Origin of the sequence: Paenibacillus sp. NRS-1760 (assembly GCF_050467785.1) — a bacterium.
GTDB lineage: Bacteria > Bacillota > Bacilli > Paenibacillales > Paenibacillaceae > Pristimantibacillus.
Genome location: NZ_JBITPK010000014.1, coordinates 429,907 through 456,223 on the forward strand (window position 1 = coordinate 429,907; position 26,317 = coordinate 456,223).

At 35.6% G+C, this 26,317-nt stretch carries 23 protein-coding genes; 20 read left to right on the forward strand and 3 right to left on the reverse strand.

The features are described from left to right. Positions 1–37 precede the first annotated feature (37 nt). From ACIFSR_RS21105 to ACIFSR_RS21115, 3 genes are all read right to left on the reverse strand, one after another. Positions 38–484, reverse strand: a complete 447-nt coding sequence (locus tag ACIFSR_RS21105; RefSeq protein ID WP_430059743.1) for a bactofilin family protein — start codon at positions 482–484, stop codon at positions 38–40. 5 nt (positions 485–489) lie between these two features. Continuing rightward, entirely contained in the window at positions 490–1,503 is a 1,014-nt protein-coding gene (locus ACIFSR_RS21110; protein WP_430059745.1) for a peptidoglycan DD-metalloendopeptidase family protein, read from the reverse strand. Between the two features lie 207 nt (positions 1,504–1,710). After that, complete coding sequence (locus ACIFSR_RS21115; protein WP_339204594.1) at positions 1,711–3,972, reverse strand: O-antigen ligase family protein; 2,262 nt, start codon at positions 3,970–3,972, stop codon at positions 1,711–1,713. 282 nt (positions 3,973–4,254) lie between these two features. On the opposite strand from ACIFSR_RS21115, the gene ACIFSR_RS21120 reads away from it, so the two are divergent. The 20 genes from ACIFSR_RS21120 to ACIFSR_RS21215 all read left to right on the forward strand — a co-directional run bounded on the left by ACIFSR_RS21120 (position 4,255) and on the right by ACIFSR_RS21215 (position 26,128). Further along, positions 4,255–5,049 (forward strand): ABC transporter permease, encoded by a 795-nt coding sequence (locus ACIFSR_RS21120; protein ID WP_430059747.1) that lies wholly within the window; start codon positions 4,255–4,257, stop codon positions 5,047–5,049. Between the two features lie 17 nt (positions 5,050–5,066). Further along, positions 5,067–6,329 (forward strand): ABC transporter ATP-binding protein, encoded by a 1,263-nt coding sequence (locus ACIFSR_RS21125; RefSeq protein ID WP_430059749.1) that lies wholly within the window; start codon positions 5,067–5,069, stop codon positions 6,327–6,329. Positions 6,330–6,342: 13 nt separating this feature from the next. Then, on the forward strand, positions 6,343–7,248 hold the full coding sequence (locus ACIFSR_RS21130) for a class I SAM-dependent methyltransferase (protein ID WP_430059751.1): 906 nt from the start codon (positions 6,343–6,345) through the stop codon (positions 7,246–7,248). Continuing rightward, a complete protein-coding gene (locus ACIFSR_RS21135) occupies positions 7,245–10,481 on the forward strand; it encodes a glycosyltransferase (protein WP_430059753.1) in 3,237 nt (1,078 codons plus the stop codon). Before ACIFSR_RS21130 ends, ACIFSR_RS21135 begins: the two co-directional genes overlap by 4 nt. Beyond that, the gene (locus ACIFSR_RS21140) at positions 10,481–11,839 is read left to right on the forward strand and encodes a mannose-1-phosphate guanylyltransferase/mannose-6-phosphate isomerase (RefSeq protein ID WP_430059755.1); all 1,359 of its coding nucleotides are present in this window, start codon (positions 10,481–10,483) and stop codon (positions 11,837–11,839) included. The genes ACIFSR_RS21135 and ACIFSR_RS21140 overlap by 1 nt, the downstream gene beginning before the upstream one ends. A 19-nt stretch (positions 11,840–11,858) precedes the next feature. Continuing rightward, positions 11,859–13,496 carry an acyltransferase family protein gene (locus tag ACIFSR_RS21145; protein WP_430059757.1) on the forward strand — a complete coding sequence of 546 codons (1,638 nt, stop codon included), beginning with the start codon at positions 11,859–11,861 and terminating at the stop codon, positions 13,494–13,496. 52 nt (positions 13,497–13,548) lie between these two features. After that, positions 13,549–15,759, forward strand: a complete 2,211-nt coding sequence (locus tag ACIFSR_RS21150; protein ID WP_430059759.1) for a hypothetical protein — start codon at positions 13,549–13,551, stop codon at positions 15,757–15,759. Between the two features lie 67 nt (positions 15,760–15,826). Beyond that, entirely contained in the window at positions 15,827–16,765 is a 939-nt protein-coding gene (locus ACIFSR_RS21155; protein ID WP_430059761.1) for a glycosyltransferase family 2 protein, read from the forward strand. Then, complete coding sequence (locus tag ACIFSR_RS21160) at positions 16,765–17,343, forward strand: DapH/DapD/GlmU-related protein (RefSeq protein ID WP_430059763.1); 579 nt, start codon at positions 16,765–16,767, stop codon at positions 17,341–17,343. The genes ACIFSR_RS21155 and ACIFSR_RS21160 overlap by 1 nt, the downstream gene beginning before the upstream one ends. Beyond that, a complete protein-coding gene (locus ACIFSR_RS21165; RefSeq protein WP_430059765.1) occupies positions 17,340–18,053 on the forward strand; it encodes a WbqC family protein in 714 nt (237 codons plus the stop codon). Before ACIFSR_RS21160 ends, ACIFSR_RS21165 begins: the two co-directional genes overlap by 4 nt. Next, entirely contained in the window at positions 18,037–18,396 is a 360-nt protein-coding gene (locus tag ACIFSR_RS21170) for an EamA family transporter (RefSeq protein WP_430059767.1), read from the forward strand. The genes ACIFSR_RS21165 and ACIFSR_RS21170 overlap by 17 nt, the downstream gene beginning before the upstream one ends. Further along, positions 18,393–18,722 (forward strand): EamA family transporter, encoded by a 330-nt coding sequence (locus tag ACIFSR_RS21175; protein ID WP_430059769.1) that lies wholly within the window; start codon positions 18,393–18,395, stop codon positions 18,720–18,722. Before ACIFSR_RS21170 ends, ACIFSR_RS21175 begins: the two co-directional genes overlap by 4 nt. Positions 18,723–18,814: 92 nt before the next feature. Beyond that, complete coding sequence (locus ACIFSR_RS21180) at positions 18,815–19,252, forward strand: acyltransferase (RefSeq protein ID WP_430059771.1); 438 nt, start codon at positions 18,815–18,817, stop codon at positions 19,250–19,252. Next, a complete protein-coding gene (gene rffA / locus ACIFSR_RS21185) occupies positions 19,239–20,369 on the forward strand; it encodes a dTDP-4-amino-4,6-dideoxygalactose transaminase (protein ID WP_430059773.1) in 1,131 nt (376 codons plus the stop codon). The genes ACIFSR_RS21180 and rffA overlap by 14 nt, the downstream gene beginning before the upstream one ends. 15 nt (positions 20,370–20,384) lie before the next feature. Continuing rightward, positions 20,385–21,128 (forward strand): sugar phosphate nucleotidyltransferase, encoded by a 744-nt coding sequence (locus tag ACIFSR_RS21190; RefSeq protein WP_430059774.1) that lies wholly within the window; start codon positions 20,385–20,387, stop codon positions 21,126–21,128. 14 nt (positions 21,129–21,142) lie between these two features. Beyond that, on the forward strand, positions 21,143–21,700 hold the full coding sequence (gene rfbC / locus ACIFSR_RS21195) for a dTDP-4-dehydrorhamnose 3,5-epimerase (protein WP_430059776.1): 558 nt from the start codon (positions 21,143–21,145) through the stop codon (positions 21,698–21,700). Between the two features lie 9 nt (positions 21,701–21,709). Then, a complete protein-coding gene (gene rfbB, locus ACIFSR_RS21200; protein WP_430059778.1) occupies positions 21,710–22,732 on the forward strand; it encodes a dTDP-glucose 4,6-dehydratase in 1,023 nt (340 codons plus the stop codon). After that, positions 22,733–23,575, forward strand: coding sequence for a dTDP-4-dehydrorhamnose reductase (rfbD, locus tag ACIFSR_RS21205; RefSeq protein WP_430059780.1), 843 nt, complete (start codon positions 22,733–22,735; stop codon positions 23,573–23,575). Between the two features lie 185 nt (positions 23,576–23,760). Beyond that, positions 23,761–25,167 (forward strand): undecaprenyl-phosphate glucose phosphotransferase, encoded by a 1,407-nt coding sequence (locus tag ACIFSR_RS21210; protein ID WP_430059782.1) that lies wholly within the window; start codon positions 23,761–23,763, stop codon positions 25,165–25,167. Further along, positions 25,157–26,128: a glycosyltransferase family 2 protein gene (locus ACIFSR_RS21215; RefSeq protein ID WP_430059784.1), complete on the forward strand. Its 972-nt coding sequence runs from the start codon at positions 25,157–25,159 to the stop codon at positions 26,126–26,128. The genes ACIFSR_RS21210 and ACIFSR_RS21215 overlap by 11 nt, the downstream gene beginning before the upstream one ends. The last annotated feature ends 189 nt before the right edge of the window (positions 26,129–26,317 follow it).

The window sequence follows — 26,317 nt, forward strand, 5'->3', positions numbered from 1 at the left end:
GGAAGACATGCACGTGTAGAACGGCTTTTTTGCTGTACTATCCTGCTTGGCGAGATTTCTCTTTGGATTCTTTAATTACTGCTTCTTTACCGGAGATGTGTGGTGGATCGGATTCTACTGGCACACGATTTTTGCTGTCAGCTGCTTGCTCCATGTAGCAGTTGCCATTCAACTTGCCGCCATCTTGAATGATAAGTGTTTGGGTTGTAATTGCCCCCGTTAACGTGCCGGAGGAAGTAATGATTAGCCTCCCCTTGGTGACGATATCTCCGAAAACCTTTCCTGCAATGGTAATATCACGCGCCGTAATATTCGAGCGAGCAAGACCACATTCTCCAATGATGACGTCAGCTTTGCATTCGATATCTCCTCGGTGCTCCCCTTCAATGCGAAGACTTGCTTCACAAATTAGCCGGCCCTCGCTTATCGTGCCTTGGCCAATTAATGTATCAGTGGCTGCCAGCCGCTTATGGTCCTTGAACATAAACATTAATCCTCCTTTATTAATGACAAAAATGGTAAAGGGTTAACAGGCTCGTTTTTCTGCATAATTTGAAAATGCAAATGCGGGCCAGTGCTTCTGCCGCTCGATCCGAGCAAACCGATCTTTTCGCCTCGAACGACGGTGTCGCCTTCTTTCGCTTCGATTTCCTTTAAGTGCATATAGGCGCTTTGCAGGCCTCCGAGATGATCAATGATAATATACTTGCCCAGTGAGTTATTGAAGCCAGTGTTCGATACAGTGCCGTCTGCTGCGCTAAATATGGGATCTCCTAGCTTGCCAGTGATGTCTAGTCCAGCGTGGAAAGCCGTTCGTCCTGTAAAAGGATCTCTTCGATAACCAAATCCAGAGGTCAGCATTTTGGAGCGTGTCGGCCAGCCGGAAGGATAAGCATCAACGGAGACTCGCGTCGCTTGTGCGAGCTGCAGCGTCAACGTTAATGAATCCTCCATCGTCTCGACCATCCGCTGCAAATCGGCGAGATGAAGTCCTGTTTCCTGTGCGAGTAAAACAAACTGTTTGCTTTGCTTCGAATCGTTAAAGCTCCGATTTCCTGTTGAGGAAGTATCGGAAAGAGTTTTTACAGTTGTCTCACTTTTGTCTATTGGCGCCAGATAGGTAGAGGTTTCAAGTTTACTGCCATAGTTTGCGATAAATTGCTTCAGCTTTAGTTCGAGCTGCTGCAGATCATCGATTTTCTCTTTCATTTCATTTGCTTGCTCTGACAATCCGATTATTTCTTGCTGAAGCGAGACAATGGCTTCGTTTTTATCGGAAACGGTTTGTGCAAATAGTTCGTCTTGTTGTGACATTTGTTCTTCCAATTGGTTCATTTCATAGGCTGACTTTATTTGAAGCCCCGCAATACAGCCCGTAACCGCTATTACTACCGCCGTTGGAGCGGCAAAGACCGATCGCTTTGAAACGTGAAACTGTTTAACGGTTTTGTCAGCGCCGCGCAGCACGACAAAAGACCATTTTGGCTTCTGGACTCGTTTCAATAGACTTCTCCTTCCTACTTAAGATTGGCTATAAACGATCAGAACGTTCTATTGCTATTTATTCTTAAACGAAGTAAAACATGCCATAAAACTTGTGTGAAACATACAAGAAACTTGCGTGAAACTTGTATGAAACGAGAAAGACTGCCCGTCGCACATGAATTGTGCAAGCGGGCAGTCTTTGTAATACGAGATCATTACAACACTTTATTGTGCCGAAGCAAGCTCGATTTGGGCTACTGCTTCCTCAATACCTGGTGTCATTGCAAATGTACGTCCTTGCTGCTGCTCGGCTGGAAGTGAAGCTAGCTGACCGATTCTTCTTTTAACTTCGTTAGAGAGATCGACAACCTGCTGAGCATATTGTTTTGCTTTAGCTTCATCCTTTTCTGTAAGTGCAGTTTGATTTGCTTTAGCGTATGAGGTTATCGCAGCTTCATATAGATTGATATCCCAAGGGAATTTTTTGACACCTTCATTAATCGTTGCGAGCGACTCTTCAAAAAGTCCTTTTTCTTGCAGAAAACGATATTCCGACATTAGAAGGCTTCGATTATAAGGATCATATTTTCTGCCTTCCTTAACCGTACTAAGAGCTTGGTCAAGGAATGTAGCGGTGTTCGTTTGCTTATAAGCCTGCTCCAGCCAGTCAGCTTTCGTTAGCTTATAATAAGGCTGTGTTGGTGAAGACTTAATGGCACGATCAAGTATAGGCAGAAGTTGTTCTAAAGAAGTTTGCTGCCCAACTGCCAAATCGATAGCTTTATTATAGTTACTAGTTGCGTTTGTTTCTCGGATGGCAATGACAAGAAGGAATATAGACAATAACGCCATAACCGCTGGATATGCGATTTTTGGCCAAGATTTATTAAGCTTGCCATTCATACGTTCGATTATTAGCTTGTGGCTATATGGAGCAAGCATACAACCGAGAGAAATAAAGACGAGAGAGATAATATAAATATAGCTCATATCAAAATCGATCACACTGTGGACTAGCAGCGCCAAAGAAAAAATGAAAAAGACAAAATGGCTGCCTCTAAGCTCGGGATAACGAATAAAGGATCGGATGTATAAAAAATATACAAACGCGAGCAGTCCGACGACTGCTAGTAGACCAAGCCAACCGCTCTCCACAAGAACTTGTACAAAGAAGCTATGTGCTTGTCTGCTCCAATAAGGGTTATTCTGATATTGCTCAAACATGGCTTGCCAAGCGCCGCCACCGCCTCCAAGCAGCGGGTAATCCTCAGCTACACGAAGACCGTCTTTGTAAAAGGTTAAACGTTCCAAAACGCTGTGCTGTTGGAGGTTAATATTTTCAAAGCGTGCAGCAATTTTGTCAGGAAGCAAGCCGCGAATAGCGCTGCTGCCAAGAAGGCTGACCGCTGCTACAGCAGTAAGTACGATTGTAATGACAGGCACAGCCGCAAAAGACCATTTGTACGAAGAAAGCTTGGCAAGCTTCGTTTCTAGGAAATCAGCAGCTTTGGCATGATAAAGCATAATAAGGCCAGTAACAATGAGCAGGCCGAGCAGAAGTAATCCCCAGCCCTGCATAGGCAGTGAGCTGAACAAGGAAATTGTACTTGGCGCTTTCGTTTCAGTAGGTTGAACTAGTGTAGCTATTTTATCAGCAATCGTTGTTAGTTTTCCAAGGACAGCCATGGAAACCACTACAGATACGCCCATAAACACGATGTATGTAATTTGCTTCGTTAAGCGTAAGAAAGGCAGCACAATAAGCAGCATAACTGGAATAATAACAATTGCACCGCGTGAATAAGTGAGCATGAATGAAATCCAAATCGGTACAAGCATGGCAGCATGAATGATTCTTGCAGATGGACGCACGCAGTGAACTGCATAATACAAACTAACTAGAAATAAAGCGACTAGGAAGCCGGCGTATGAGTTTGAGTATTGGAATACCGACGAAAGGCGGTAGCCATCATGTGCAAGCCATAGCGCATCCTTATAATAGAGTTGACCAAAAAGGTTGAGTAAACCAAATAGAACGATTAAATAAGAAGAGAGCATAACCGCGTATTCAATTGTTTTGCGGGTTAGCTTATTTTCTGCAAAATACAGAGCGCCTATGAATAAAGCAGCAAGTAGGAAAAATACGAGAGTCATAAACTTCGCATAATAGGTTGAAACCGCCTGTAATGATGACAACCAATAAATGAATGGAAGCAGCATGACGGCAATCGACAAAATTCCACGATAACTGTTCATCTGTGAGTTGCGATACACATAAAATGCAGTAAAGGCAAGCATCACGTAAGCGAAGATGAGTGCTACATAAATTGGGCCTTCAAAGCTTAATTCGTAACCGTTAAACAATGCTCTCTCATAGGGGAAGATGACTAGAAATAGAGCGATTCCAATAGCCCCAATCCACCTCAAAAGCGCAAAATCAGCATTTAAAGTGTTCGTATTCCTTTTTGATTTGTTTCGTGCACTCATTCGTATGTACTCCTCATCCATCGTTATGTAGATATGAAACAATTAGCTTTATTTGTATTTTAACAAATGGGGGAGTAGATTACTATATTAGGAGATGTGATTTGTATGTAGTTTACAAATTTGTAGAATATGAGGTTTTGTCGAAATAGAGAGGAAATCGGAAAAATTCTACAATATATTCGGTGCAAAGGTAGAATAAGGTGTTAATGTGGGAGGAATTTTGGTAAGATAGCAGGGGTAGATTAGTCATGATTTTCGTTTAAAGAAATGAGGATATTAAGGATGGTTTTAAGCTTTCTTAGAGATTTTAAGAATATACAAAAGTTTATCTGGGAATTCTCAATACGCGATTTTAAAGCTAGATATTTAGGATCTTTTTTAGGAGTTCTTTGGGCATTTATACAACCAACCATTCAAATTATTATATATTGGTTTATTTTTCAGGTTGGATTTAAATCGGTGCCAATTGATAATTTTCCATTTATTTTGTGGCTAGTAAGTGCAATGGTCCCATGGTTCTTTGTGTCTGATAGTATCCAAAACTCAACAAATTCGATAGTTGATAATAGTTATTTGGTGAAGAAGGTAGTCTTTAGAGTAAGTATTCTTCCCATAGTTAAAGTATATTCAGCTTTGTATATACATTTATTTTTCTTGATCTTTATGATTGTAATGTTTGCGTTATACGGTTACTTTCCCTCGATCTATTCTTTACAGGTAATCTATTATTTAGCATCAGCAATTATTCTAGTAGTAGGACTCTCATGGATTACTTCATCATTAGTCATATTTCTAAAGGATGTAGGTCAGATTATATCAGTGATGATACAATTCGGTTTTTGGCTAACTCCCATTTTCTATTCTTTGAAAATGGTTCCTGAAAGATTTCATTTCTTTTTTAAGTTAAATCCCTTTTATTATATTGTACAAGGATATCGGGATTCTTTTATCTATCATAAATGGTTTTGGGAGTATCCTAATCTTACAATATATTATTGGTGTTTTACTTTAATTGTTTTAGTTGTAGGTACAGTTGTCTTTAAAAAACTTCGTCCGCATTTTGCAGATGTTTTGTAATAGAAAGGAACATGTAAATGAGCGATGAGTTTGTAATTGAAGTCCGTAATCTAACTAAAAAGTATAAATTGTATGACAAACCTTCGGATCGATTAAAAGAAGCATTAAATCCTGTGAAGAAAAAATATCATAAAGACTTTGGAGCTTTAAAAGATGTAAGCTTTTCATTAAAAAAAGGAGAAGCGCTTGGAATTATCGGTAAAAACGGATCTGGGAAGTCCACTTTGTTGAAGATAATTACAGGTGTTCTTACTCCTACTTCAGGAAGCGTAAATGTAAATGGAAGAATTTCGGCCTTATTAGAGCTAGGGGCTGGTTTTAACCCTGAGTATACTGGTCTGGAGAATATCTATTTAAATGCAACAATCATGGGAATTAGTAATGAAGAAGTGGATGCAAGATTAGATGATATTTTATCTTTCGCCGATATCGGAGAGTTTATAAATCAACCTGTCAAATCATATTCAAGCGGTATGTTTGCCAGATTAGCTTTTGCCGTTGCGATAAATGTTGATCCTGATATTTTAATTGTAGATGAGGCATTAGCAGTAGGTGACATTCATTTTCAAGCGAAGTGTTATCGTAAGTTTGATGAGTTTAAAGAGCAAGGGAAGACAATTTTATTTGTGACTCACTCATTAGACAGTATTATAAGGTACTGTACTTCAGCTATTGTCTTGAATGAAGGTGAACTAATTAATCAAGGATCACCTAAAGAAATGGTAGATATTTTCAAAAAAATTATAACTAAAAGTAAAACACGTAATAATGTTAAAGACACAACGAAAGAATCCAATTCTAATTGGAAGGGTGAGATGGAGATACATCCTCATCGATTGGAATACGGTGACAAACAAATTGAAATTGTAGACTATGGCATATTCAATGAAGCAAATGAATTAAATACAACGTTACAAAGTGACGAAATGACTACATTTAAAATGAAAATCCATTTTCATCAAGATATCTCAAACCCAATCTTTGCGTATACGATTAAAGATGTAAAAGGTCTTGAAATAGCAGGTAGTAATTCTTGGTATGACAGTGTTCTAACTGGAGATTATAGACAAGGTGATGAAGTAATCGTTACTTTTGTTCATCAATTAAATTTGCAGCATGGTGACTATATGCTGTCATTAGGCTGTACAGGATATGTTGGGGATGAACTGGTTGTTTATCATCGATTATATGACGTTATTTTTTTTAGAGTTGTTTTATTTAAATCCATTGTTGGCATAACAAATTTAAATACCAATATTCATATCGAACGTTTGGGTTAGGAAAGAGGTTACTATGGAGCAGAATAGTGTGAAGTTAAACCTAAAATACTATAGTGGCAGTGATTATTATAGTGATGGTGACGTTGAAAATGAATTGCTAGAAATCGTTCGAAAATATGATTCATATGAAAGTATTCTTCAAGATAATAAGAGATGGCCCATACTTTATCACTTATCTCCATTAAGGTGGAATTTATTGCAATGGTATCCATTTGAAAAAGAGTCTTCTTTATTGGAAATTGGAGCAGGCTGCGGTGCTTTAACGGGTCTATTTTGTCAACAGGTACATGATGTTACAGCGGTAGAATTGTCGAAAAAAAGAGCCGAAATCATTTCTCACAGATGTAAAAAACAAGAGAATCTAGAGATTATAGTTGGTAATATCGAGGATATACATTTTGAAAAAAAATTCGATTATATAACTTTAATAGGTGTATTAGAATACGCTGGAAAATATATAGACGGTGTACAGCCACACAAAAAATTTCTGGAATTAGTTAGATCCTTTCTTAAACCGAATGGAACGTTAATAGTAGCCATCGAAAATAAATTTGGGTTAAAATACTGGGCTGGTGCTAGAGAAGATCATTCTGGAAAACTGTTCGAGAGTGTTGAAGGATATCTACAAAATGATGGTGTTAAAACATTCAGTAGAAATGAGTTAGAAGAACTTCTTTATGAATCCGGCTTATTGAGCAATCGGTTTTATTATCCGCTACCTGATTACAAGTTACCTAACAAAATATATTCAGATCACTATCTTCCTAAGCCGGGCGATATAAGAACGACACCTAACTATGATCGGGACCGCTATCTATTATTTAATGAACAAAGCACATTTAACAATATTGTTGATAATAATCAGTTTCCGTTTTTCGCAAATTCTTTTTTAACTTTTTCTAGGCAAGGTGATGAATGATGGATATATTGTTTACGAAATATAATAGAGAACGCTTGCCTGAATTCCAGACAGAAACGATTATTTATAGAAAATCAGGTGTTTTTTTTACTCGTAAAAAAGCATTAAACCCTGATGCGTTTCATCATATTAACCTAATGTTTGATAATTATAATACTTTAAAACATACAATGAAAGCAGTTCAGGTAGCGAATTCTGAGCTGGATGGAGACTCCATTACTTTTGAATACTCAGATTCTCCATTATTAGAAAGCTATTTATATAAATCAATGTTAAATAATAATAAAAAATTATTTTTAAATTATCTTGGCATCTACAAGCAAATGATTCATAAACAAGATACGGTCTTTTTCGAAAACTATGAATCAGATCAATTGTTTGAAAATGTGTTCAAAAAGAAAATTGTGCTTCGGAATGTGTTATGTCTTAAGCCTATTAATATTGATTTAACATTCGATAACTTAACTTTTGACGGTGAAAAATTGACAGTAATAGATTATGAGTGGGTATTCAAATTTTACTTACCTGTAGAATTCGTAATGTTTAGAAGTGTTACAGAGTTTTTGAGCAAGTATGAGGGGAATTTACTTGGTTTTATTAGCATATCTGAAATATATACATATTTGGGCATAAAAGAGGAACACATTGAACAATTTAAGGAGATGGAAATTGGTTTTCAAAATTATGTATTCGGAGAATCAAGACATTTCTCAAATGCATCAAAGGTGCAAAATAATGTTATTTCTATAACTGAACTTGAGAATATTAATTTACAACTGAAGCAAGATATTGAGCATAAAAATAGTGAATTAGAAGAAAGCTTTGTTTTACTTGGAAATATACGTTCAAGAACCGAAAGACTTGAGAAAACAATAGATGAGCAAATAGACCAAATCAAGGCATTGGAACTATTCATAACTGAGAAAAATCAAACTATTCTTAATAAGGAGGGACATATCCAACAACTGCTTATTCAAGAACGAGAATTAGAAAACATTTATAAATCAAGTGGTTGGCGATTATTAAAAACATATTATAAAACTCGGGACTCAGTTATACCCACTAATAGTAAAGCTAGATTGGCTGTAAAACTTTTTTCGAGGTTTTTAAGAAATCCCAAATTGTTAATTAATAATTTAAATAAATCAAATTTAAAGAAGCTGAAATATTACTTAAGTTCAGAAGATGCTAGTCTAGTTGAGCATCGGATTGATAGCTTTATGAATAGGCATCAAATTTCGAGTGAACCACAAATGCCAATTCAGTTGTTTAATAACTCTGAGTATTCAAAACTGGAATTTGATTTTCAAGCAGATCCAGAGGTATCAATTATTATTCCAGTTTACAATCAGTTTAGTTATACTTACGCCTGCTTGGCATCTATATTAGAGAACACAAAAGGATTATCATACGAAATCATAATTGCAGATGATATGTCTTCAGATGAGACTATTAACATAGAGACCTATATTAAAAATATTACTGTAATTCGGGATGGCGTTAATCGCGGTTTCCTACTGAACTGCAATAATGCTGCAAAACATGCAAAAGGGAAGTATATCTTCTTTCTAAATAATGATACAAATGTTCAAGATCAGTGGTTAGATTATTTACTGAGATTAATTGAATCAGACGATACCATTGGCATGGTGGGGTCGAAACTTATTTATCCAGATGGCAGACAGCAAGAAGCAGGGGGAATCATTTGGAATGATGCTAGCGGCTGGAATTTCGGAAGATTAGATGATCCAGATAAATCGGAATATAGTTATGTGAAAGAGGTCGACTATATCTCTGGTGCGGCTATTTTGGTTAGACATGATTTATGGCTTAAACTTGGCGGGTTTGATGAACAATATATTCCTGCATACTTTGAGGACACAGATTTGGCTTTCGCAATAAGAAGTCTAGGTTATAAAGTTATGTTGCAGCCTAAGTCAGTAATTGTTCATTTTGAAGGTATTTCTCACGGTACTGATACAGGTAGTGGCATAAAAAGTTATCAGGTTACTAACAAAGAAAAGTTTCTTCAAAAGTGGAAGGCAGATTTGGAGAAAAATCAATTTCCAAATGCAGAGCATGTGTTTTTAGCCCGTGACAGATCAAGATACAAAAAGACAATTGTAGTAGTCGATCATTATGTTCCTCATTATGATAAGGATGCGGGAGGCCGCTGCACTAATTTGTATATGAAGCTTATGGTTTCAATGGGTTACCATGTAATATTTATTGGTGACAATTTTTATAGACATGAACCCTATACGAGTGAGCTTCAGCAGATTGGCATAGAAGTCATATATGGAAATTGGTACGCGAAAAATATTAACCAATGGATTAAAACAAATGGAAAATACATTGATTATGTTTATTTGAATCGACCTCATATATCAATTAAGTATATTGATATCTTTAAAATGCATACAAAGGCTAAAATTATTTATTTCGGTCACGATCTTCATTATCTTCGTGAAATGCGGAATTACGAAATAACAAAAAATCCTAGCCTTTTAAAATCATCTATGGAATGGAAAGAAGTAGAGTTTAAATTATTTCATTCCGTAGATGTTATTCATGTTGTAGGTTCCTATGAACAAAAAGTGCTTCAGGAGCAAATTTCGGATAAACCGATTCGGAATATTCCTTTATTTCCTTATGACTGCTTATATTCTACTAATAATCTTGTTCCTGGGTTTGCTATTCGAAAAGATCTGCTTTTTGTTGGAGGATTTAATCATAAGCCCAATTATGATGGTATTGTGTGGTTCATTGATCATATCCTACCTCTTATTAAGATAAAGATCCCTGATATTAAGTTGTATATCGTAGGCTCCAATCCTCCTGATGACCTGCTCCAAAAGCAATCCGAAAATATTATTATTACAGGATATGTTACAGATAATGAATTAGAAAAATATTATGCTACTTCTAGAATTGTTGTTGTTCCGTTGCGTTATGGTGCTGGAGTCAAAGGGAAAGTTGTTGAAGCAATGTATTATCAGGTCCCTGTTATAACAACCTCGATAGGAGCTGAAGGCTTGCAGGAGGTCGATGGTGTTTTAACTGTCAAAGATCAAGAGCAAGAGTTCTCCGATGCTGTTATCAGGCTATATAACGATGCTGCCATATGGGATGCAAATTCCGTGGCATCAGTAAATTATGTTGATAAATATTTCACGGTAGAAGCTGCAAAGGAAATTTTATCTTTAGACATTACAAATCAGGAGAATTCCTAATGATAAATGTAGTTTTGTGCGGAGGAAACGGAACCAGATTATGGCCCGTTTCTAGAACGCTTTACCCAAAACAATTTAATAAATTTATGTCTAATCGTTCATTATTTCAAATGACAGTAGAACGTAATCATTCAATTTGCGATCATACATTAATTGTTTCGAATGAAGAGCAATATTTCTTAGCTCTAGATCACTTAGATGAGCTTCAAATGAAAGAAGCTAAGTTCTTACTTGAACCAATAGGGAGAAACACAGCTCCAGCTATAGCTCTTGCGAGCTTATCAGTCGATGAAGAAGAATTGTTACTTATTACACCTTCTGATCATATCGTTAAAAATAATGAACAATATCACTCCTGTTTACAAAAAGCAAAGCTGTTGGCAGAAGAGGGAAGTCTTGTTACTTTTGGCGTTACGCCAGGCTATCCTGAGACAGGTTATGGTTATATTGAAGCAAATGGCAGCACAGTGCTTTCCTTTAAGGAAAAGCCAGATCAAAAGCTAGCTGAGAAGTACATACAACAAGGCAATTTTTATTGGAACAGCGGTATTTTTATGTTTAAAGCGGGGGCTTTTCTGAAAGAATTGCAGAGGCATGCTCCTGAAATTTACGCTGCTTCACTTACTGCATTTGAGAAGGCGTATAAATATAATGAAATTTATAGAATACATGCTAGTGACATGCAATCTATTCCTGCTGACAGCATTGATTATGCTGTGATGGAAAAGAGCAGCATTGTGAAGGTTGTTGCCTCAGATTTCGCATGGTCGGACCTTGGAAGCTTTGAAGCGCTTTATGAAGAGCTTCCGAGAAATAAAGAAGGGAATACAATTACTGATCAGCATATTGGTATCGATTCATCACGAAACTTAATCGTCACCAACCAGCGGATGGTTGCTACAGTAGATGTAGATGATCTCGTAATCGTTGACACAGCGGACGCATTATTGATCTCCAAACAAGGTTCTTCACAGAAAGTTAAACAAATTGTAGAAGAATTAAAGAGTAGAAGATCTAATTTAAGCGACAATCATGTAACAGCATATAGACCGTGGGGCAATCACACTGTGTTAGATAAGTCCCAAAATTACAAAATAAAAAAAGTGATTGTTAAGCCGGGTCAGAAGTTAAGTATTCAAAAACACTTTCATCGGAATGAACACTGGATCGTCGTTAGTGGAACAGCACTTATTACCGTAAATGGTGAGCAGTCTTTACTTCGTACAAATGAATCAACATTTATTAGAATGGGTGATGAACATTTCGTGGAAAATCCAGGGAAAATCGATCTTCATCTAATTGAGGTACAAGCAGGGGAGTATGTGGAGGAAGACGATGTGGTTCGGTTAAAGAAATAATCTGAAATAGGGAGTTAATATGAAAGAGTCAATTGAAATAGATGGGATTAGTAATACTAAATCTTTGAATGATTTACTAAAGGGAAGAGATAATTATTTTGATTTAATCAGATTGATAGCAGCTTTGCTAGTTATCTTTTCTCATGCCTATCCTCTATCAGGAACAGGAAAAGCGGAACCTTTGTACCACATTACAAATGGTCAAACCACTTTTGGAAATCTAGCTGTAATTATATTTTTTATTATAAGTGGTTTGCTAATAACACAAAGTTTTTTGTATTCCAATAATTTAATTACTTTCTTGAAAAATAGAGTATTAAGAATTTTTCCGGGATTATTGGGAGTATTGTTATTTTCTGCTTTCATATTAGGACCTATGGTTACTTCTTTCTCCGTTAGTGAATATATTTCTAATTATGGTGTACTTCAATATTTAAAAGCTATATTTCTTTTCCCAATGCAGTGGAATTTACCAGGAGTATTTGAGGAGAACGCATATAAAGGCGCTGTGAATGGGTCATTGTGGACGATACCTTTTGAATTTTTGTGTTATCTTCTAATAGGTGCGTTAGGATTTCTAGGGTTACTAAAACACAAGTACTTGGTGTTGTTAGTAACTGCGGGACTTTTTTATTATTACTTGTTTAACGAGAAAATATCGCCAGCTGGCGCGGGGCATATTTTTGGATTAGAAATAAAGACATTAGTTGAATTATTATTGTTTTTTCTTATGGGAACTCTAGCCTGTTTATTTAAAGAAAAAATTTACTTAGATAAAAAACTTGTTATGATAGGAATATTTATTTTATTTATTTCAATATTTTATGGAGGCTTCAAGCCACTTTTCGCTATCTTTGGTACTTACATTATCCTTTATATTGCATATTTACCAAAAACCAAGGTTGCATTAATAACTAAGTACGGTGATTTTTCTTATGGTATATATTTATATGCCTTTCCTATTCAGCAGGCTATAACTCATTGGTATGGAGGTAAGACAAGCCTGTTAGCAAACTTTCTTATTGCAACACCGTTGACAATCTTATTTGCAATAGCTTCATGGTTCATAATAGAGAAGAATTTTCTTAAATTGAAAAAGCTCAAGATTGTAGGAGAAACTTTCAAAACTGAAAGTTTTGCTAAACCTATTAAAAAAATGTATGAGGATTTTAAAACTCTTCTTAAATATCTTCTTAACATAAGTTGGATGAAATTCTCTATTTATTTTATTATATTTGTTCTGCTATTTTTAAATTTCAATTCGAAGCCGAATGTAATTGAGTTTCCTTATTTGAAGGGTGAGAATATTTTTTATGATGGTTGGTTACCGCAGAATAAAGATGAGAATTATCGATGGATTGCTAATAAGGCTAGTGTTGAGCTAGACGCCTCTATTAATTCTGTATTGATTATTAATGGATTTGTACCAGAGTCCTTTACTGAGGTTAATAAGGTTATCATATATTCAGATAATATGATGGTTGGAGAGAGTAATCTTATAGCAGGTGAAGGTTTCTTTTTAAATTTCCCGATAAAATCGAAGAGTAATAGCACTGTAGTGACTATAGAGTTTAATGCAGCACACATTCCTGCGGATAATGATGTTGATCAAAGATTATTGAGCGCTTTAATAAGTAAAATTGAGATAAAAAACTGAAATAGTATTAACTTACTATTTCACTAGATGATATAGGGATCGGGAGGGCATTATGAAATTGAAGTTAGAGTTGAGAAAGAAAAGTTTAATATTCTGCTTAATAATTATTTCAATATGCTCAGTTTTATTTCAATTTTCCGCATTGAAGAACATATTGTATAAGGTTTATAAATGGCAATTAGCACAACCCGAATCAATTAATGGATTGCTAGAATTATTTATTGTTGCAATTATTTTTTGCGTAATAATTTTTATTATTAAGTCTAGATGGTCTACACTACTGATTATTATTGTTTGTGGAATTTTCCTGCAAATTCACGGAGTTTTGTTATCTGCTATGTTGTGCTTAATTTACTTTGAATCAATCATGTCAATTGGTAGATCTAGCATATCATTTTTATTTAAAAAGAAAGAAAGAAATTTAGAATATCTATCTTATTTCTTAGTTGGTTTATTGATATGGAGTTTTGTAAGTATTGTGAGTTCTTTATTTGGTTTTGGGGGTATCAATGATTTAAGAATAGTAACAATAATTCTAGTATTGATAAGTTTTATTAACGGATTTAATACACCTTTCGTTGTACATATCTTCAAAAAATACAAAACCTTAACGAAGTATGAGAAGTTACCTGCGTCATTTTTGTTGTTATTAATATTAATTCAATTCGCTAAATCAAACACACTTTTAGCAAATGAATTTGATTCAGTGTGGTATGGATTAAGGCCAGAAGCTGTGCTAGTTGGGGGGGATTCTTTTTTCGACAATTTAGGTTTTTTGAGCTTTGTCCATTTTTATCCTAAGTTATTCGAGTTATTCTTGCTCCCAATGAGCAATTTAGGAAGTTATAAGTATATTCTATCTGTAAATGTGATGATATTATCCATTTTGATGTATTTAATGATTTATTTTTTCAAAGAAATGAAAACTAATAAAGTAGTCTCCTTGTTTTATACGTGTTTGATAGCAAGTACCCCAGTTATTTCAAACATGGCTTCTACTGCAAAATCAGATATATCCTCTACTTTTTTATTGGTTCTTGGGGTATATTACATTTGGAATTGGATATTGGAAACATCTAAACCGAACGTAAATATAAAAAGTGAGTATTTGTGGTTTGCTACCATAGCATTTGTTTTGTCACTTGGTGGTAAGCCTACTAGTATAGTGTATGTTCCATTTATAATTCTTGGTTTAGCGTTATATATAATTATTAATAAAAAAGAATTCAAACATAATAATTTAATTAATATTGTTGGTTTTAATTTGAGAGTTTTTGTGCTTTTTGTTTTATCATTGTTGGTATATTTAGGAGTTTGTTATAGAACGTATAAGATTACAGGGTTTCCAATCTACCCAACTCTAGGTAACCTTTGGTCACATCTGGGTTTTGAAGGGAAATATCCACATATTCTAAAAAATGTAGGTGAATTTGCGGCCTCTTTTGAAATAAGGAGTTTCATAACCCGTTGGTATCACATGTTCTTTGATCCTCAGCCATTTGGGCATGTAATTATGCTTTGGATTGGTAATTTGAGTTTCTTATTAGTGGGATTATTTATATTGATTTTCGGTTTTAAAATTAAATCTATAGAAAAAAACAATTTTCTGTTTCTAGTTTCTCCAATATGTCTCCTTGGTATCTATTATGCGACCATTATTCCAAATGGAGGAGACGGTAATACCTATATGGTTCCTCTAATATTAGGAATGATAGGTCTATTGACGTTCATGCATTCTTTACTAGTTCAATATAATAAGATGCTATTGATTTCCTTGTTATTATTTATACCTATCCAGACATTAGTAATGTTTGTTTCACATCCATCATGGAGTTATGGTATGTCTCCCGTGAACTTCACTTACAAGGATGTCAATAATACAAAAGAAATCAAAAATAAAATGTTTGAATATCACGGTTTATCAGAAATTGAAAAATACTTAAATAATACAGGAAGCATGGATAGATGTATAGGGTATGGGGACGATTATTTATTAAATCAGCTCGCGTGTGGGATGGAGACTGTTAATGCTTCTGGAAATGATTATTTAGGCAATTCAAAAATATTTTCTGATCTTAAAAGTTTAAATGAATATATTACTTGGAGTAAAGTTAAATATATTATATTGCCAAATACAGTTGAAGAAAGTAAAGACCCTATTTATAAACTCTTAGATGAATTTAGGAAAACCAGTAATCAGAATGGTCAGGTCCTATCTGGAGAAAAGTATGATCTAATACTCATTGATACAAAAGAACAATGAGTAATAATGTGAATTTGGATGTATTGCTAGAATTTCTACAGATCCGTTATCTGAAAGGAAGAATTATATGCAAGTTTCAATTGTGACAACACTCTACAAATCAGAGAAATATTTAGAGGAATTTTATACTCGAATAAAAAATACATTGAAGTCTATGAACCTAACCCATGAAATTATTATGGTTAACGATGGCTCGCCGGATAATTCATTGGATATAGCTACTAAAATTCAGAATATTGATACTTCAGTTAAAGTTATAGATTTATCAAAGAATTTTGGACATCATAAAGCTATTCTTACAGGACTATCTTACGTATCAGGTAATATTGTTTTTTTAATAGATTGTGATTTAGAAGAGGAACCTGAATTATTATCACAATTTTATAAAGAATGGATAGAAAATGAAGAAGTGTATGATGTAATGTATGGAATTCAAGAAAATAGAAGTGGAACCTTCTATAGACGTATTGCAGGGGCGATGTTCTACAAGTTATTCAACTATTTATCTGATGTTCAAATTTCTGAAAATATATGTACTGTGCGATTAATGACTAAAAGGTACGTTGATAGTTTATTGGGCTTCAAAGATAAAAATGTTTTTTTAGCTGCATTATTTGAGAAGACGGGTTTTAAACAAAAATCTATTAGGATAAACAAAAACTACAAGGGTAGCTCCTCTTATAATACATTTAAGAAGATTGCGTTAATGACTGATGCAATAACGTCATTTAGTAGTAAACCTTTATTGGTTATTATGATGACTGGATTAATGATCTCTTCAATTTCATTTCTATATGCTTTTTTTCTAATTGTTCGTAAAATTTTCAATATATCCATGATTAGTGGTTGGACAAGTTTAATGGTTTCTGTATGGTTTCTAAGTGGGATTATTTTATTTTCTATTGGGACTTTAGGAATTTATATTTCGAAAATTTATACTGAGACTAAGGATAGACCTATTACTGTAATAAAAAAAATATACGAATATGAAGATGGAGAATTTTAATGAGCAATGTGATAATTTATGGTTCGCAACAATTTGCGCAATACGTGAGAGACCTTGTAATTGAATGTGGTCATAGCTTTGTCGGCTTTATAGATGATTTTAATGATCAAGGTGAAAATATTCTAGGGTCTTTTAACAAAGTGAAAGAGACCTTTAAAAAAGAAGACTATGATATTGTTATTGCAATTGGATACTCCGATTTGAAAACAAGATGGGATGTCTATGAAAGAGTTGTGGAGAGTGGTTATAAAGTTATTTCATTAATTCATCCAAAAGCAAATATTCATAAATCGTCTATTATTGGTAATGGAACGATAATATCCATAGGAGCAATTTTAGACTATAACACAAAGGTTGGAGAAGTTACTTTTATATGGCCTGGAGTAATAGTGAACCATGATTCTAATATTGGTTCGAATTGTTTCTTATCTCCACAGGTTAATATTTGCGGTTTTGTTAATATAGGAGATCATTGTTTTGTAGGTGCTTCGGCTGTTGTGGTAAATGGTAACAATATTCCAGATAACTCATTTGTTAAAGCTGGGGTAGTTTATCACAGGAAAGGAGGTACAGAATGAAAAAAGTAGCAATAATTCAATCGAACTACATACCATGGAAAGGTTATTTTGACATTATTAACGATGTTGACCTTTTTGTGTTTTATGATGATGTTCAATATACTAAGAATGATTGGAGAAATCGTAACAAAATTAAATCGTCTACAGGCTCTCAGTGGATAACAATACCTGTAAATGCATCAAATGATTTATTGATATGTGATGTTGTTTTGTCAAATTCCAATCTTTTAGCCAAGCACTTCAAAACATTAAATGCTCTGTACTCAAAAGCAGCTTATTATAAACTGTATAAGCCATTTCTTGAATACGTATATTTAGAACTGAAGTGGTCTAATCTCTCAGAATTAAATCAATATTTAATTAAATATATATCAAGGGAATTTTTAGGCATTACTACTGAGTTTAAAGACTCGCGTGAGTTTGTTAGTACGGGGAAAAAATTGGATAAATTAATTGATATTTTGAAGAAAACAGAGGCAAAAGAGTATATCTCAGGACCTGCGGCAAGTGATTATATTGATCCATCTCGATTTCATGTAGAGGGCATTGAACTAGTCTATAAGGATTATAAGGATTACCCAGAGTATGAACAGTTTCATCCTCCCTTTGATCATTACGTATCAATACTAGATTTATTGTTTCATGCTGGTCCTGAATCCGCATATTTAATATGGGGCTGGAGGCAAGAGAAGCATGCAGTCAAAGGTTAATTACTTATTTTTGATATTGAGTATATTTTTTCAATCAGTTTCTTTTATATTTTCAAAAATAGCTTCATTAGAAATGGAATCTAATAATTTCATAGGGACAATGCTAAATATCTATTACTTATTGTCTTTATTTCTTTTAGTCCTACAAGCAGGATTTTGGCAATTAACGCTCAGAAAAGTTGAACTATCAGTAGCATACCCATTAACAGCTTTTAATAATGTCTTTATTCTAATATTCAGCTTTTATATATTTGGTGAACAAATCACTACTAATAATATTTTAGGAGTAATAATAATTATGATAGGGATAGTAGTTCTGAACTTAAAGAGTGTGACTAAATGACATTAGCACTCATTTTCATATTGGTTTTGATTAATAGTTTTGCTCAAATATTATTAAAAATTGGGGCTACAAAAGTAGGTAAGAAAGTATTTTTTTTAAGAATCAGTCCCGAAACAATATTTGGATATTTATTGTTTTTTATTGCAACACTATTATCAGTCTACCTTCTGAAATTTATTGAATTTAAGAGTTTAACTTTAGTTATAGCGCTAAATTATGTTGGTACATTAGTGTTTTCCAATTTAATACTGAAGGAAAAGTACACCAAGATAAAAGTGATTTCAACAATATTAATTATTGCGGGAGTGATTGTTTTTAATATATGAACATAAAAAGGTTTTTGTTCAGCCTCTATTCGTATTTATTCAATTTGTTTTTTATTTTATTAGAAGTTCTACCTCCAATTATTCGAGGACTCATGTTCAAGATAGTATTTAAAAATTTTGGTACAAATAATAATATTGATTATAAGACGTATTTTAGATACCCAACGAAAATCTCAATCGGTAATAATGTGTGGATTAATAGAGGTTGTCAATTATACGGTTCTTATTATATTAAAGATGCGGAAATTGTTCTAGGTAATAATATTGCTTTAGGACCGAATGTGATTATATTCTCGGCTTCTCATGATTATCGGTATTTAAATCTTCCTGATACAGCAGGTTCTGTCATAATTAACAATAATGTATGGGTTGGTGGGAACACTATTATCTTGCCTGGTGTAGTTATTGGTGAAGGGGCTGTAGTTGGTGCTGGCTCTATCGTAACAAAAAATATTCCACCATATTCTATAGCAATTGGAAGCCCAGCAGTAGTTATTAAAAGGAGAGAGATTATTAATGATACTGTTTAATATCCCTACAATAACTGGTAAGGAACAAACTTATATTCAAAAGGCGATTTTAGGGGGAAAACTTTCAGGAGATGGTGAATACACTAAGTTAAGTAATCAGTGGATGGAGAACAGATTTGATACTCTCAAAGTATTATTAACAACATCGTGTACGCATGCTCTAGAAATGGCAGCGATTTTAGCTAACATTAAAGAAGGCGATGAAATTATAATGCCTTCTTATACATTTGTTTCTACAGCAAACGCATTTGTATTGAGAGGTGCCAAAATTGTTTTCGTGGATATTCGTCCAGATACGATGAATATAGATGAATCATTAATTGAGGAAGCGATTACCTCAAAAACAAAAGCAATTGTACCTGTTCATTATGCAGGCGTATCTTGTGAAATGGATAAAATTATGGAACTGGCTCTGAAGTATAATCTATTAGTAATTGAGGATGCTGCACAAGGAGTAATGAGTCAGTACAAGGGTAGGCATCTAGGGACTTTAGGTCATATAGGAGCCTATAGTTTTCATGAAACTAAAAATTATAATTGTGGTGAGGGCGGAGCTCTACTATTGAATCTTAATGGATATATAGAGCGGTCGGAAATTATTCGTGAAAAAGGAACAAATCGATCAAGGTTTTTTAGAGGTCAGGTAGATAAGTATTCTTGGGTTGATATAGGTTCCTCTTACTTACCTAGTGAAATCAATGCAGCATTTTTATATGCGCAATTAGAGAATGCTGAGGCAATAAATAATAATCGATTAGAAACTTGGAATAGCTATTATTTAGGATTGTCTCAGCTCAAGAATGATGGGTTTATTGAATTACCTCATATTCCAGATGAGTGTGCTCATAATGCACATATGTTTTATTTAAAATGTAAGTCTCTTCACGAGAGAACAAGATTAATGAGTTATCTGAAGGAATGTGACATCCAATCGGTATTTCATTATGTACCATTACATTCATCTGAAGCTGGTATTAAATATGGAAGGTTTAATGGTGAAGATAGATTTACAACAACGGAAAGCGAAAAGCTATTAAGGCTACCAATGTATTATAATTTATCGAAAAGTGATGTTGAGAAAGTAGTAGACTGCATCAATAAGTTTTATAAATCATAATTGGGACGTGACAAGATGAAGGGTATCATTTTAGCCGGGGGAACGGGTTCAAGATTATTTCCCCTTACAAAAGTAACTAATAAACATTTATTGCCTGTAGGTAAATATCCGATGATTTTTCATTCTATACATAAACTAAAAGAAGCGGATATAGTTGATATATTAATCGTTACTGGTAAGGATCATATGGGGGATGTTGTTAACCTTCTTGGTAGTGGTTATGAATTCGGGGTGAACTTTACATATAAAGTGCAAGATGAAGCAGGTGGAATAGCGCAAGCACTGGGCCTAGCAGAGAGCTTCGTGAACGGTGATCAGATGGTTGTGATCCTTGGTGATAATGTCTTTGAAGATGGTATTTCGCCATTCGTTAGTAGTTTTAAACAGCAGAGTAAAGGTGCTAGAATCATAATTCAAGAGGTTCATGACCCGCAGAGATATGGTGTGGCTGAGCTTCAAGGTAATAATATTATTTCAATTGAAGAAAAACCGAAGAAACCAAAAAGCAATTATGCAGTCACTGGGATTTATATGTTTGATTCCAAAGTATTTGATATTGTTAAAAAATTAAAACCTTCAGGCCGTGGTGAATTGGAAATCACTGATGTTAATAATGCATATATTAAGGATATGCAATTATCATTTGATATATTACCAGGTTGGTGGACAGATGCAGGTACACATGACTCATTTGCAAAAGCTAATGAATTGGCGAAAGAAATGACTTTTGGTGAAGAGTTTGGAAAACTAAAATTATAAAAAGTAGGTGACGTATGAAGGTAATAGATACGAATCTACCAGGCGTAAAGCTCCTGGAGCCTGCAGTTTTTGGTGATCACAGAGGCTTTTTTATGGAAAGCTATAATGAAAAGGTTGCAAATGAAAATGGGATAACAAGTGTATTTATCCAAGATAATCATTCACTATCAGTTGATGTAGGTGTACTTCGTGGATTGCATTACCAATTGAATCCGAGAGCACAAACAAAATTATTACGTGTTACTGCAGGTTCAATTTATGATGTTGTAGTTGATATTCGCCATGGCTCTCCTACTTTTGGACAGTGGCAAGGTTTCACACTTAGTGCAGCAAATAAAAAGCAGTTACTTGTTCCCAAAGGTTTTGCCCATGGATTTTGTACACTTGATACAAACTGTGAAGTGCAATATAAAGTAGATGAATTATATTCACCAGAAAATGACCGCGGTATTGCTTGGAACGATCCAGCTCTAGCAATAGATTGGCCAATATCGAGTCCGATTTTGTCTGATAAAGACAAGAAACACCCGTTACTTGCAGAAGCGGAAATTAATTTTGTATACGAAAGGTGAGTCAGACTCGTGAAACTACTCATTACCGGCGGAGCCGGCTTTATTGGGAGCAACTTTGTTTTATATATGCTTAATAATTATCCAAGCTATGAGATCATTAATGTTGACGCACTTACTTATGCTGGCAACCTAGAAAACTTACGTTCAGTAGAGAATCTTCCGAATTATAAATTTGTCAAAGCAAATATTACTGAACGAACAGAGTTGGAGCCATTATTTGCGTCTGGCATAGATGCAGTTATTAACTTTGCAGCGGAGTCTCATGTTGATCGGAGTATATTGCAGCCAGATGTATTTGTACGAACCAATATACTTGGTACTCAAACTCTTCTTGACCTTACGAAGCAATATAATGTTAATAAATTTGTACAAGTCTCTACAGATGAGGTATATGGGACATTGGGCGAGACTGGTCTCTTTACGGAAGAGACTCCTCTTGCAGCTAATAGTCCATACTCAGCAAGTAAAGCAGGAGCAGATTTGCTTGTAAGAGCTTATCATGAGACATTTGGAATGAATGTAAATATTACCCGGTGTTCAAACAATTATGGTCCGTACCAATTCCCTGAGAAGCTTATTCCTTTGATGATTCAAAACGCTCTACAAGACAAACCCCTGCCTATTTACGGTAATGGACTGAATGTTCGTGACTGGCTATATGTTGAAGACCACTGCAGTGCTATCGATTTGGTACTTCAAAAAGGGCGTAGTGGTGAAGTTTACAACATCGGGGGTCGAAATGAACGCAACAACTTAGAGGTTGTTCGTACAATTCTCGCAGAACTAGGTAAACCAGAATCACTAATTACATTTGTAAAAGATCGTTTAGGTCATGACCTTCGTTATGCAATTGATGCGGATAAAATCCGCAATGAACTAGGCTGGCAGCCAAAGTTTAACTATGAGAACGGAATTAAGGAAACAATTCACTGGTACCTTAATAATAAAGAATGGATGGAACAAATTACATCAGGCTCCTATCAACAATACTACGATACTCAATACAAGGAGCGTTTGGAGGCGAAAGAATAAATGTCTAGGCTAAAAATAGTTGTAACGGGTGCTAATGGGCAACTTGGAAAAGAGTTATCACAGTGGTCGAACGTATCCGCCGATATTATTGGACTTAGTCGAGATATTCTAGATATTAAGAGTTTATCAGCTTGCCGCAAAATATTCTCACATCACAGACCAGACATCGTCATTCATTGTGCCGCATATACGGCAGTGGATCAAGCTGAATCCGAATCAGATGAAGCTTTTCGAGTAAATGCAGTTGGTACACGTAATGTTGCTATTGCTGTTAGGGAGATAGGTGCCAAGCTCTGCTACATCAGTACAGACTATGTGTTTGATGGGTTTGGAGTCACCCCTTATCACGAGTATGACATTACCAATCCGAAGACGGTATATGGTAAGTCAAAATTAGCAGGCGAGCATCTAGTACAAACATTACATGATCGATATTATATTGTGCGTACATCATGGGTTTATGGTAAGTTTGGAAATAACTTCGTTAATACCATGTTAAAGCTGGCTGAAGAAAAAAGTGAACTTAAAGTGGTCTCGGATCAGCTTGGATCACCAACCTATACGTATGATTTAGCAGAATTCTTAATAGAATTGGTACAGACCGATTATTTTGGAATTTATCATGCGTCTAATACTGGAGTTTGTTCGTGGTTTGATTTTGCAAAAGCAATTTTTGAAGAAAGCGGACATAAAACAATCGTTACTGCTTGTAGTACAGAGGAATTTCCTCGTCCAGCTCCAAGACCAGCTTATTCGGTTATGGAACATAGCGGTATAAGAATGAATGGTTTAAAACTGCTTCGACCATGGAGAGAAGCACTTAATCATTATTTAAATAGTTAATATTAATTAATGATATCGGGGAGGTCGAGGGAGTAAACACTGTCCAAGGCCCCCTTTTTTATATTCTTATTATGATAGTTCTGATATTATGTAATATATGTCTTTTGAGGTATTTAAACATATTAAAGATTTTGATAAACTGTTACTAGATCGAATTTTAAAGAAACGTAGGTGAACTAAGCAAAATGCTTCGACAAAACCAACGGTTTCTGACGCAATTATACATGATGGCAGATCTTATATGCGCTTTGCTTGTATTTTTATTTGCGTATTGGTTAAAGTTTTATAGTAATATATTGCCTAATATTAAATCACTACCATTTTCTACTTATTTGCTATGGGGAACAGTTTATTCTTTCTCGGCAGTATTAATTGGTTTTTATTTGCAGTTTTATTCCCCTAAGCGTCGAAAAAGATACTCTTATGACATTTGGAAGATTTTTCAGATTCAAACCATTAGTTTTCTTGGTCTGTTAGGCATGTTATATTTCACCCGTGAAGTACATATCTCTCGTGAATTTCTAGCCATTTTCTTTTTCATGAATTTTATCGCCATTGCGTCATACCGATATTGGGTCAAATCGATCCTCGCTTCATTTCGTCGCAAAGGCTTTAATAAACGTTTTGTACTTATCGTTGGGGCGGGTTCCGTGGGACGCAGTTTCTATACGAATCTGCAGCAGCACCCGGATCTTGGTTATGAGGTAGTCGGCTTTTTGGATGATTATCAAGATGAGCATGCGCCTGAGCATCAGTATATGAAGCCGATTATTGGAAGGCTTGACGCTTTGAAGCAAAAGCTGGATATGATGCCTATTGATGAGGTCATCATTGCACTGCCGCTTGAAGCGCATGCGAAGTATGCGGAAATTATTGAAATGTGTGAACGGACGGGCGTGAAGACGCTAATCATTCCTGATTTCTTTGATCTACTGCCGGCTAGGCCATTTTTTGATAATTTTGCGGGCATCCCGCTTATTAATGTAAGGGATATTCCGCTCGATGAGCTGAGCAATCGGATATTAAAGCGCTGGTTTGATATCGCCTTCTCATTAGTAGCAATTGTTATAACGTCTCCAATCATGTTGTTCGCTATCATAGGGCTTAAGCTGACATCACCTGGACCCGTATTGTTTAAGCAGGAGCGGATGGGGCTCGATCGCAAAACGTTCCATATGTTTAAATTCCGCTCGATGCGTGTATCAACAGATAAAGTATCAGATACACAGTGGACGGTAGAGAACGATCCAAGGCGCACCAAGTTTGGCAGCTTCCTTCGTCGCACGAGTCTGGATGAGCTGCCGCAGTTTTTCAACGTCCTGCTCGGCCATATGAGCGTGGTTGGTCCGCGGCCAGAACGTCCCTATTTCGTGAATCAGTTCAAAGAGGAAATTCCAAAATATATGGTTAAGCATCAGATTAGACCTGGGATAACAGGCTGGGCACAAACCAATGGCTTAAGAGGCGACACTTCCATACAAGACCGTATTATGTTTGATATTTTTTATATTGAAAACTGGACTTTTTTCTTTGATATCAAAATTATTTTCAAAACGGTACTGAAGGGCTTGATTAACAAAAATGCTTACTAACAGCGATTCAGCATGCCGAGTATCGATTATTATTCCTACATTAAATGCAGGGCCAGAGCTGGAAGAGCTATTAGAGCGATTGAAGCATCAGTCGCTTCCTCCATATGAAATCATCATCATGGATTCCTGCTCGGACGATGGGACGCAGGAGCGAGCACTCAAGGCTGGCGCCCAAGTGATGCGCGTTGAACGCCGAGACTTCGATCACGGCGGCACTCGTAACGTTGCAGCGATGCAAGCGCGAGGCGATATTTTGCTTTTTATGACGCAGGATGCCCTCCCTTGCAACGATAAGCTCATAGAAGAGCTGACTCGCCCACTTTTATCTGGAAATAATGTGGCGTATGCCTATGCAAGGCAGCTGCCGAGACCAGAAGCTAATGTGCTGGAACGACTGGCAAGGGAGCATAACTATCCGGCACAGTCGCAATTGAAAGCATATGAGGATATTGAAGAGCTTGGGATTAAAACATTTTTTTGCTCCAACGTATGCTCAGCGATATGGCGTGAGACGTTTGAGACGATGGGACGGTTTCAGGAACCTGTCATCTTTAATGAGGACTTGTTTATGGCTGCCAAATGCATATTGACTGGCTACAAGGTTGCTTACTGCGCAGAGGCTCTAGTGTTCCATTCCCATGACTATTCGATAAAGCAGCAATTCAAGCGTTACTTCGATAATGGAATTTCTATGCGCTGCAATACATGGATCACGCCTTACAGCGCAGTTGGCAAGGCAGGCTCAAAGCTTGTTAAGCTGCAGCTGAATGAGCTCAATCGAACCCGCAAATGGTATTTGATTCCCAAGCTGATCGCTGAATCCGCAGCTAAGCTGATCGGCTATAAGCTGGGCATGAATTATCGCCTTTTGCCGCAGTTTGTAACTAGAAGGCTTAGCATGCATCGCCTTATCCTTACTCATATCGAAAATAATAATGCTGGTGTGACAATGAAGCAATAATTCAATCATCCAATAATCCAATCAACCAATCATCAGAACTAATCATTAATCTGCAATACTTTAAATTCTAAAGCTCGTCCGATTACCAATAATCGGCGGGCTTTTTTTCATGTTATAAGATTTTATAAGAATAGGTATGTAAACATGAGTTCAAACTAGAGGGACTTGTAAGCTTATGTACGGTAAGGA